General features: G+C 52.2%; 9 protein-coding genes. All 9 read left to right on the top strand.

The features are described from left to right. Nucleotides 1-286: 286 nt before the first annotated feature. The 9 genes from MUB23_RS14815 to MUB23_RS14775 all read left to right on the top strand — a co-directional run bounded on the left by MUB23_RS14815 (nt 287) and on the right by MUB23_RS14775 (nt 9,646). On the top strand, nt 287-604 hold the full coding sequence (locus MUB23_RS14815; protein ID WP_244801423.1) for a hypothetical protein: 318 nt from the start codon (nt 287-289) through the stop codon (nt 602-604). Between the two features lie 15 nt (nt 605-619). Then, entirely contained in the window at nt 620-1,474 is an 855-nt protein-coding gene (locus tag MUB23_RS14810) for a DUF6602 domain-containing protein (protein WP_244801421.1), read from the top strand. 139 nt (nt 1,475-1,613) lie between these two features. Beyond that, complete coding sequence (locus tag MUB23_RS14805) at nt 1,614-2,492, top strand: fumarylacetoacetate hydrolase family protein (RefSeq protein ID WP_244801419.1); 879 nt, start codon at nt 1,614-1,616, stop codon at nt 2,490-2,492. A gap of 322 nt (nt 2,493-2,814) precedes the next feature. Next, the gene (locus MUB23_RS14800; RefSeq protein ID WP_244801417.1) at nt 2,815-3,597 is read left to right on the top strand and encodes an ABC transporter ATP-binding protein; all 783 of its coding nucleotides are present in this window, start codon (nt 2,815-2,817) and stop codon (nt 3,595-3,597) included. Next, nucleotides 3,587-5,602: an FtsX-like permease family protein gene (locus MUB23_RS14795; protein ID WP_244801416.1), complete on the top strand. Its 2,016-nt coding sequence runs from the start codon at nt 3,587-3,589 to the stop codon at nt 5,600-5,602. The genes MUB23_RS14800 and MUB23_RS14795 overlap by 11 nt, the downstream gene beginning before the upstream one ends. Further along, the gene (locus MUB23_RS14790; protein ID WP_244801414.1) at nt 5,599-6,273 is read left to right on the top strand and encodes a response regulator transcription factor; all 675 of its coding nucleotides are present in this window, start codon (nt 5,599-5,601) and stop codon (nt 6,271-6,273) included. Before MUB23_RS14795 ends, MUB23_RS14790 begins: the two co-directional genes overlap by 4 nt. After that, the gene (locus MUB23_RS14785; RefSeq protein WP_244801412.1) at nt 6,270-7,271 is read left to right on the top strand and encodes a sensor histidine kinase; all 1,002 of its coding nucleotides are present in this window, start codon (nt 6,270-6,272) and stop codon (nt 7,269-7,271) included. Before MUB23_RS14790 ends, MUB23_RS14785 begins: the two co-directional genes overlap by 4 nt. A gap of 217 nt (nt 7,272-7,488) precedes the next feature. Beyond that, the gene (spoVT, locus tag MUB23_RS14780) at nt 7,489-8,037 is read left to right on the top strand and encodes a stage V sporulation protein T (RefSeq protein ID WP_244801410.1); all 549 of its coding nucleotides are present in this window, start codon (nt 7,489-7,491) and stop codon (nt 8,035-8,037) included. Nucleotides 8,038-8,395: 358 nt separating this feature from the next. Continuing rightward, nucleotides 8,396-9,646, top strand: a complete 1,251-nt coding sequence (locus MUB23_RS14775) for an NAD(P)/FAD-dependent oxidoreductase (RefSeq protein ID WP_244801409.1) — start codon at nt 8,396-8,398, stop codon at nt 9,644-9,646. Nucleotides 9,647-9,651: the final 5 nt, after the last annotated feature.

The following is a 9,651-nucleotide window of genomic DNA, read 5'->3' as shown; positions in this document are numbered from 1 at the left end:
AGACACTTCATATCGAAATTCCAAATGAGTATAGATAACTGCAAATAACAGTTTGTAGGGGAGTTCTGATACTCCCCTATAAAAATGGCTATTTATCAACTGTTTGTTGTGACATAGCCTTGATTTTTCTGCGAATCCCTATTTCTACGGGATGATTTCCCATATTCTAGAAGAATTTCATTTCAGACTGAATCCAGGGAAAACCTCTTTTCAGACGGGACAATTCGTAAGCAATGGCTTTGTAGTCGGTTCCGATGTGCATTTGTCAAGAAGCAAGCGGAAGGAAATGAATACTTTTCTCTTTGCGCTGATGGATAACCCCGGAAAATATGAGAGGAGAAATTCAGCCGAACCCTATCGATTGGATCGGAGGCGATTCCGCCGGGAAGCGGATCTTCTTCAAACGGCAGGCGAGATTTGGCCTATGAGGAGAGGGATTGACCCCTCATTTCTCAGCAAGGAGGATTTGATTTATTATCTCTGCGGATACCGTGCCTTTTTGATCTCTGTGGTAGAGGGGAATCGGGAACGGACAGATTCGGTCCGCCAGATGGAAAAGCTGTTACGGAAACTGGAGATGGTTTTGAGGGAGCTGGCTGTCTGAGACATAGGAGGAGATATGGGAGGCGAACGTTTACAGGAATATTGGAGGCAGGAAGTTCGGGGCTTGGAGGCGGCCTACCGTCAGATGGAGGCTTTACTTCCCGCAGAGGGGAGAGCAGGGGCGGCTCATCCGGGGGAGGATGGACGGTATGTGGAATGCCTGCTGACGGAGGCGTTAAAGCGTTTCCTTCCGAGAAATTTAGAGATTTTCTCAGGATTTATTTTAAGGCCAGGTGTAAAGTCCGGCTGCTCAAAAGCTCCGCGAAGCTCTGATCCGGACCAACATTCCAGCCAGTTGGACCTAATCGTATATGACAGCGCTAATTATCCTGTTTTTCAACGTTTTGGAGGTCATGCCGTTGTGCCGCCGGAAGGCGTAATCGCTGTTTTATCAGTAAAAAAGCATTTGTATTCAAACGATCTGAAAAAAGAAATCCTAGCGCTGCAAAAGGCCGGGCATCTTTGCCGGGGCAGCGCGGGTGACCGCGCCCCGTTCTTGGCGCTTGTTTCTATGAAGAGCTGCTTGGAGGGTGAGAAGGGAACTACTGTGTGGAGAGCTTTGGAGGAAGCGTTTCGGGATCAACTGCCTTGGGAGTCGGAACTGGTTGGCTATATCGGTGCAGTTACCGAATGGAGCGTCTGCCGGAAGAAAAGAAGCGGAAAGCAGGAGATGGAATATGCACTGTATCTTCATCCGGATGAGGATGTCCATTGGGGTTTTCAATACCTGCTGAATGGGATTTTCAGCGTTTATTACTCCAAGGAGCGAAATCATGGGACCCGGCCTGGAGTCACGGCTTTTCCATCCGGAAAAGACAGGGATGTGTTCCTGGGGGGGATTCCTTATCGGAAGTATGGAAATAGGACTTGATTTTTGGGTACAGATACGTCATAGTGAAGAAGGGTTCTGATTTTGGTGATACTGGTTTGCGCGCCCCTTGGGCAGAAGCTTTTTGATTCTAGGGGAGAGCAGGGCTTAACATAAATTTCTTAAAAGGAAGGAAGATCAGATGAGACTGGTAACTTTTGCGCGCGGCGGAGCCGCCCGCCTGGGCATCTGCCGGAAGGACGGCACGGCGGTGATCCCGTTGGAGACGCTTTTGATTGATTATCCGGACATGACGGCGCTGATTGCGAACCTGACCGATGAGGAACGGGAGCGCATCGAACAGGAGGCCGGAGCCACCGAGGGAATCCCGCTGGAACAGATTCAGCTGCTGGCGCCGATCCCGCATCCGCGCCATGACGTGCTCTGCGTCGGCCAAAACTATGTGGCCCACGCCATTGAGTCAGCGAAATTCAAGGGCATCGAGTATAAAAAACCGGAGTATCCGGTCTACTTCTCAAAGCGGGTGAACCAGGCGGTAGCTCCCGGCGGAGCGATCGGCCGCCACGGCGGTTTGACGGAACAGCTGGACTATGAGGTGGAGTTGGCTGTGATCATTGGAAAAACCTGTTCGAAGGTATCCCGCGAGGAAGCATTCGAGTATGTATTCGGTTATTCTATCGGAAATGACATCTCCGCCAGGGATGTGCAGAACCGGCATAAACAGTACAGTTTTGGCAAAGGGCTGGACGATTCCTTCCCGATGGGGCCTTGGATCGTGACAAAGGACGAGCTGCCGAGCCCGCCGCATCTGAGAATCCAGTCCTGGGTCAACGGGGAACCCCGCCAGGACGGCAATACCGACGATTTCATCTTTGATATCCCGGAGCTGATTTCTCAGCTATCCGAGGGGATTACCCTGGAACCGGGGGATATCCTGATCACCGGAACCCCTTCCGGCGTCGGCATGGGCTTTCACCCGCCGAAATTTTTGAAGTCGGGCGACGTGGTCACCTGCCGGATCGAGGGGATTGGAACGCTGGAAAATGTGGTGGGGCCTTAAACCTGCCGTGCAAAGAAGATTCCTGGTTGTATCTGCATCCGGCCGGTAGGCTGGTGGGAAATAGAAGGAAGAAGAAAGGGGAAGGCCGGTTTTTGGATGGTCTTTCCCTTTGTTTTCGGGGAGTTTTATCATCCGCTCGCTGGGTTTCGGAACGGCCTTCTCTGGGATCCTTTTCCGGCAGTTCTCCCGGATCATGGGTTAGGAATAAAAACAATCGGCTTTCGGAAAGAATTGGGCAGCCGTGAAACCTTACACCGACTGTAAGTGGTTTTTCCACGAATGATCTCTTATAATAAGGCCATAAGCAAGGAGGAGATTTGCGATGAATACCACAGATCGGATTTTACGGGTAGATAGCCTGACGAAAACGTACGGTAAGGGCGGCAATAAAACGGAGGCCCTGCGGGGAATTACTTTTGATGTGCGGGAGGGCGAGTTTTTAGGGATTATGGGAGCCAGCGGCTCCGGGAAAACAACGCTTCTCAACTGCATCGCCACCATGATCCGGCCGACTTCCGGCAAAGTGATCCTGCGCGGGCAGGATATATCGGAATTTCGCGGTTCCAGGCTGGCGGATTACCGAGGCCGGATCATCGGATATCTGTTTCAGGAATTTGAACTTCTTGACAATCTGACCGCCAGAGAAAATATCACCCTTCCGCTGGCCCTGCACGGCAAGACCGCGAGGGAGGCGGAAGGGAAAATGAGAAAACTGGCTTCCATGCTGGATATTGCAGGAGTGCTGGATCAGTTTCCCTCTCAGCTGTCCGGCGGGCAAAAACAGCGGGTGGCTGCGGCGAGGGCGTTCATCGCAAACCCCGATCTTGTGCTGGCGGATGAGCCCACCGGCGCCCTGGACAGCAAAAATTCAAAAATTTTGATGGACCAGCTGGCTTCGGTCAATCGAGAGTTGGGAAAAACCATTATGATGGTCACCCATGACGCCAACGCTGCAAGCTATTGCTCCCGCATTTTGTTTATCCAGGATGGACGAGTTTTCCACGAATTACGACGCCATACGGAAAAAGAATCCACCGCCGCCTTTTATGAGAGAATCGTGACGGTGACGGCACAGCTGGGAGGAGGCGGCGCAAATGTTCTTTAAGCAAGTTTATCGGAATGCGGCCAAGAACAGAAAAGGCAGCGGATTGTTTTTTGGTTCCCTTGTCATTGCGATTGTAGCTTTCTACACCCTGCTGTCCCTCGGGGAACAGGACGTGATGCGTTTTCTTGCCACAGTGGAAAGCGACGCGGTGAAAAAGCTTTTGGCGCTGCTCCCGGTGGTATATGTGATTTCGCTGTTCTTTGTGTTTTTTCTCGTCTATTTTGCCTGCAAGTATCAAACAGACAACCGCCGCAGAGAGTTCGGCATGTATTTGATGCTTGGGATGAAGCGCAGCAGACTGTTTTTCATGCTCTTTTGTGAAACCGTCTGGAGCAGCCTGGTATCGCTTCTCATTGGCCTGCCCGTCTCTTTATTTCTTACGGAGGGAATCAGTCTGGCCACGGCCAAACTGGTAGGACTAGGCTTGATTGGACACCGCTTTTCCCTTTCCATCCCTGCAATCTTGTGGACGGTCTGCGGATTTGTCCTTGTTCAGATGTTTGCGATGCTGATCATCTGTATCCCTTTCGGCCGCACGGAACCGGCGGAATTGCTGCGTTTTGACGCCTCGAAGAGGCAGACGGAACAGTCAAAGGCGAAAAGCTCCGCCTTTTTTGTCCTCGGCATTTTGCTGCTGCTGACCGCCTACTATCTTGGCATCTTCCATCTGCGAAATCTGGACATTACGGTGCTGATTCTCCTTTTGTCCGGAATTCTCGGCACCTTTTCCCTTTACCGCGGGCTCGGAGGATTTCTTGGCAGGCGGATTCACAGAAAAGCTCCCGACGCCAGAGGACTCGCCACCTTCACCGGACGGCAGGTACAGGAAAATGTCATTCATCAGCATCAGGCGTTGGCGGTGTCCTCGCTCCTTTTGCTGATGGCGCTTACCTGCGTATCTTATGGCATTTCACTGGGGATTGGCCGCGCCACCGACACGCGCTCCACGGACTTTTCCATTTTTGCCAGTGAGGCGGAAATAGAGGCGGTGCTGGAAGATGAGGAAATTCATGACATGATCCGGTCCGTCTATCCCGTGTACCTTTCCAGAACTGAGGCTGCCATCGATGACAGCGTGATAAAAGAAGCGCTGCGAAAGATTGACGGCGGAGAGGCGATTGCCCAGAGTATTCATTGGGATTATGTGATTTCGCAGGGATCCTACAACCAGATGATGGCGGCGATGGGAAAGGATCCCATTGACCTTGACGGCGAAACAGTTGCCCTGTTTTCCTCAATGGGACGGGAAGGAGATTTCTTTTCGATTTTAGACCGTGCGGTGGAAGGGGGCGCTTCCATTCAAATGAACGGCAGGGAATACTCGTTTTACCCGTCTTTGTGCTATGATAATATTGTGGCGGACCGCGCGATTACTCTCTATGCAGCTTTGATTGTCCCGGATCCAATGTTTGCGGAAATCGCGTTGAAGACGGAGTCCTACTGCCAAAATGTCCATCTGACCGATGCCGCCGCCGAAGAGATGGGATTGATGCAGGCGATTCAGAAGGTGGACGGGAAACTGGACGCCGCCGGGCTGGAATACGACAGTTTTCTGGCAGGCATCGGCAGAAACCTGTTCTATACGGTATCGGCCAGTTATCTGACCATCTATCTCGGCATCCTATTTCTTTTGATTGCCAATACGGTGATCGGGTTAAAATATTTAATCGGGCAAAGGCAGAATAAGCACAGATACCTGACGCTTCTGACGCTGGGAGCTGGAACCGAGGAGCTTTGCAGCAGTGCGAAGAAACAGATTCAGACCTTCTTTTCTCTGGTGCTGGCGGTTGCGGTGATCAGCAGCGCGGCTGCCATCGTTTCGATGTTCACTGGTCTGACTAAGCTACCGATCGGCACTTCGGCGGTTACGGTCATTACCCTTGCGGGAATCGCTTTGCTGGTGTTTGTATTGACCGAGGCGATTTATATCCATGTGGTAAAGAAAACCGCCTGCCGGGAAATTTGTTCCCTGGAAAAGATCGGGGGAAGGGGAGTCGCTTCTTGATTAAAATTGTGGTCGTGGAAGATGATGTATATTTAAGGGAAGAAATTATGCTGACCTTTCAGAGGAAGGGATACTCGGTTTCGGGTATCTCTTCCTTTGCCGCCGCGGAGGAGGAGATCCTCCGCCTTGCCCCGGACCTCGTCTTATTGGATGTGAATCTGCCCCGGAAATCCGGCTTTGAGCTCTGTAAATGGCTGAAAAGCAGGGCGTCCTTTCCCATCTTGATTTTGACCGCAAGGGATACACTGATTGATGAACTGACGGCTCTGGGGCTCGGCGCAGACGATTTCCTGACAAAGCCGTGCCATCCGGACCGGCTGGTCGCCAGAGCCAGGCGGCTGTTACAGACCTACGGCAAGATTAAAAACGTCATCCAGGCAGGTTCCTTGGCATTGGATACGGACACCTATAAGCTGGTATGGCAGAACGCTTCCTTGATTCTGCCGGAAACCGAGGGGAAGATACTCCGTATTCTGATGGAGCGGCACCCCATGACCGTATCCCGCAGGGAAATCTTTACTTTTGTATGGGGAACAGACGAATTTGTGGATGAAAACATTCTTCCGGTCAATATGACCAGGCTGAGAAAGAGCTTGTCGGAAATCGGCCTGGGAGAGATCGTCAAAACTATCCGGGGGCAGGGCTACTGTCTGAAGGGGGAAGAGATATGAAAGCCTGGATCAATCGAATGGGAGCCTTTCCCATCCTACTTTTCTGCACAGATTTGATCTTCCTCTTTGTCACGTGGCTTGTATCTCCCTCTGCCATTCAGAGCGTAGGCCTGTTTATCCTGCTTTTTTCTTTGATTCTCCTGGCGGCTGCCGTAGGTCTTAAGCAGCGCGGCATGCGCAGGATGGCCAAAGCAATCGAAAGTTTTCTGGAGACGCCGGATGAGACGAACAAGGCGGAGCTTTTGCGCGCGGCCGGAGGGGAGTGGGAGGGCGAGGTGGATCTGCTTTATGAAAAGCTGACGTCGCAGGCAGCGCAGATCAATGAAGGAAAGATGGCGCTCTCGTCCTACCGGGATTACATTGAAGCCTGGGTGCATGAAATCAAAACGCCGCTGTCCCTTTCCACCTTGGTTTTAAATAACCGCAAAGAGGAAATGAGTCCGTCGGTTTATGACAGGATGATTCATGTGCAGCACCAATTAAATGAGAATGTGGAGCGGATTTTATATTACGCTCGATTACAGACAGATCATCCCGACTACCGGTTTGAAGAATTCCGGCTGGACGCTTGTGTGAAAGAAGCGGTCCATGAGTACGCAGCTCTTGCCGGAGAAAACCAGATTTCCGTCACTCTGGATTTACCGCCCCTGACGGTGGTTTCTGATCAAAAAGTCCTGCGCTTTATGTTTTCTCAGCTTCTCAGCAATGCGTATAAATATGCGGACCCAGAGAATGGGAAGGTGGAGATTTCTTCCTGGCGGAGCGGGGATAAAATATACCTGGCAGTCCGGAACAACGGATCCGGCGTTCCCCCGGAGGACGCGCCGTTTCTTTTTGATAAAGGCTTTACCGGCAGCCATCCGGACAGGCAGAAAGCGACCGGGATGGGATTATATCTCGTCCGGAAATATGCGGATGGCCTGTGCATCGATGTTGCGCTTGAGCCGGTTTGCACCACCGGGGACGGATTCGGGATTGAATTTGTCTTTTCTCTATGAAAAATTCCTGCAAGATATGATTTTGCCAAACGGCGGAACCAAAATCTTGCAGGAATTTTTTTAACGGTTTTAAAGGAACCTTGCCTTTTATTTCCCAACATAAGAACATTCCTTGTTTCAAAGCGAATGGAAGAAGTTTTCAGTCCATACATAATTTCCTTCAATTATCGCAAACTATCCCTACACAGGAAATAGCAGACAATGGAGGAATTTATATATGAAGGCAACAGGAATAGTAAGACGCATCGACGACCTGGGACGGGTGGTGATTCCAAAGGAAATCCGCCGGACCCTCCGCCTGCGGGAAGGAACGCCGTTGGAGATTTTCACCGACCGAGAAGGTGAGATCATCCTGAAGAAGTATTCCCCGATGGCGGAGCTTGGTATTTTTGCCGGTCAGTACGGGGAAGCTTTGGCCCAGGGATCCGGCCGGATGGTCTGCATCACGGACAGGGATCAGGTGCTGGCGGTGGCCGGCGGTCTGAAAAAGGATTTGGTTCAGAAGGCAATCAGCAAGGAACTGGAACAGTTGATGGGAAAACGGGATATTATCATTGCATCCAGGGCGGACAAAGAGTTCGTCTCCATCACCGAAGAAGGACCGGAAGAGATTGCTCTTCAAACCATCGCTCCGATCCTCTGCGAAGGGGATGTGATTGGATCGGTGATCTTGCTGGGAAAAGACGAGAAGGATAAAATGGGAGAGACCGAAAAACGCCTGGCGGCCACAGCGGCCGGATTTCTGGGGAGACAGATGGAAGGCTGAGGAAGTTTGGACGCCGGAGACAAAACTTACAGTGACGGCGGGCAGAATTCTATTTCCAGCCGTGAAGAAAATGAAAGCAAGACCCTTTGCCCGGATCAATCGAAGGCTGGGAAAAGGGTACTGGAAAGCTTATTCAGAAGTTCGGCAACGGACATTCTGGATAAGCTTTTTTGATCGGAGGGAAAATTACGTGAAAATAGATTCCGCGGAGTTTCGGATCGCAGGTAATAGCCTCCAAGCTATTAAAATCTCTCCATAGTGGAATCTCTATTCCAATGACGGGATGATATAGTTAAGATCAAACGATATCTTCCGTCTTTTCCTTTAATCGGATAGATGGAACGGGGAGGCAGGAACGGTGAATTACATCATTATTGGAAGCGGAGCCGCCGGGATCCAGGCGGCGAGAGAGCTGAGACAGAGAGACCCGAAGGGGACGATCCATGTGTTTTCCGGGGACATGGGGGCGTATTCCCGCTGTATGCTGCACCAGTATGTCAGCGGGGAGCGGAACCCGGCGCGCCTGCGTTTTGTGGATCCGGATTTTTTTGAGCGCTGGGACATTCGGCATCATCCCGAATGCCCGGTGAAGGCGGTATGTCCGCGGGAAAAAACTGTGGCGACAGAGAAGGGCGTCTATCCTTATGACAAATTGTTGGTGGCCTCCGGCGCGGTATCCCGCATCCCGCCCACGCCGGGCTTTGCGGAAGCTCCCAATGTATTTGGTTTTCGGGATTTGAGAGACGCGGAGGCGATCCTTTTGGCATGCCAAAGCGGCCGCCGGGCTTTCGTGGTGGGGACCGGACTGTCCGGTATGGACGCAGCCTATGGTCTGATCCGGCGCGGGCTGGATGTGACGGTCAACGGCCGGTCCCCCCGGATTATCCCGCGTCAGTCGGACGAGACGGTTTCCGGGCTTTATGAAACTCGTTTCCGGCAGGCCGGGGCAAGACTTCTTTTGGGACAGAGCGTAGTCCGTACGGTGCAGGGCGAAGGAGGAAGGATTACCGGGCTGATCATGGCGGATGGGGAAGAGATTCCCTGTGATTTTGTGGTGGCCGCGGCCGGAGTGACGCCGTCGGCGGCATTTCTCAACGGTTCCGGTATAGCAACAGGGAAAGGAATCGCTGTGAATGAGTATCTGGAAACTTCCGTTCCGGATATCTTTGCCGCCGGGGATGTGACTGGTCTGTCCGGCACCTGGGCTTCGGCTGCTCTGCAAGGACGGACGGCGGCCAGAAATATGCTGGGCTTGCGGGAGCGTTATAAGAATGAAACTTTGGCAAAAAATACAATGAATTTTTTTGGACTTCCGGCCATGGCTCTGGGGGACGTTTCCGCTCCGATTGGCAGCGAGGAGGAGATTGTCTGGAAGGATGGCGGGGAATATGGCCGGATCGTCCGCAGGGAAGGGACGATCGTTTCTGTCCAATTGGCCGGGAACCTGGATCACGGCGGGATCTGGGAGTATCTGATCCGCCGGGGGATGGGGGGAGACTGGAGCGCGGCCAAGCTGCGCCATGCAAGCCAGTCCGGGTTTTATGGTTTTTCCTCCGATGCCGGGAAAAAGCGGATTCAAAGCGTGTGGCTTGAGAAGCATATAGTCTGAGACAT

It is taken from the genome of Cuneatibacter sp. NSJ-177 (assembly GCF_022867805.1).
Classification (GTDB): Bacteria; Bacillota; Clostridia; order Lachnospirales; family Lachnospiraceae; genus Pseudolachnospira.
Note: the sequence above shows the minus strand (reverse complement) of the source record. Positions and strands in the feature narration are given on the sequence as shown.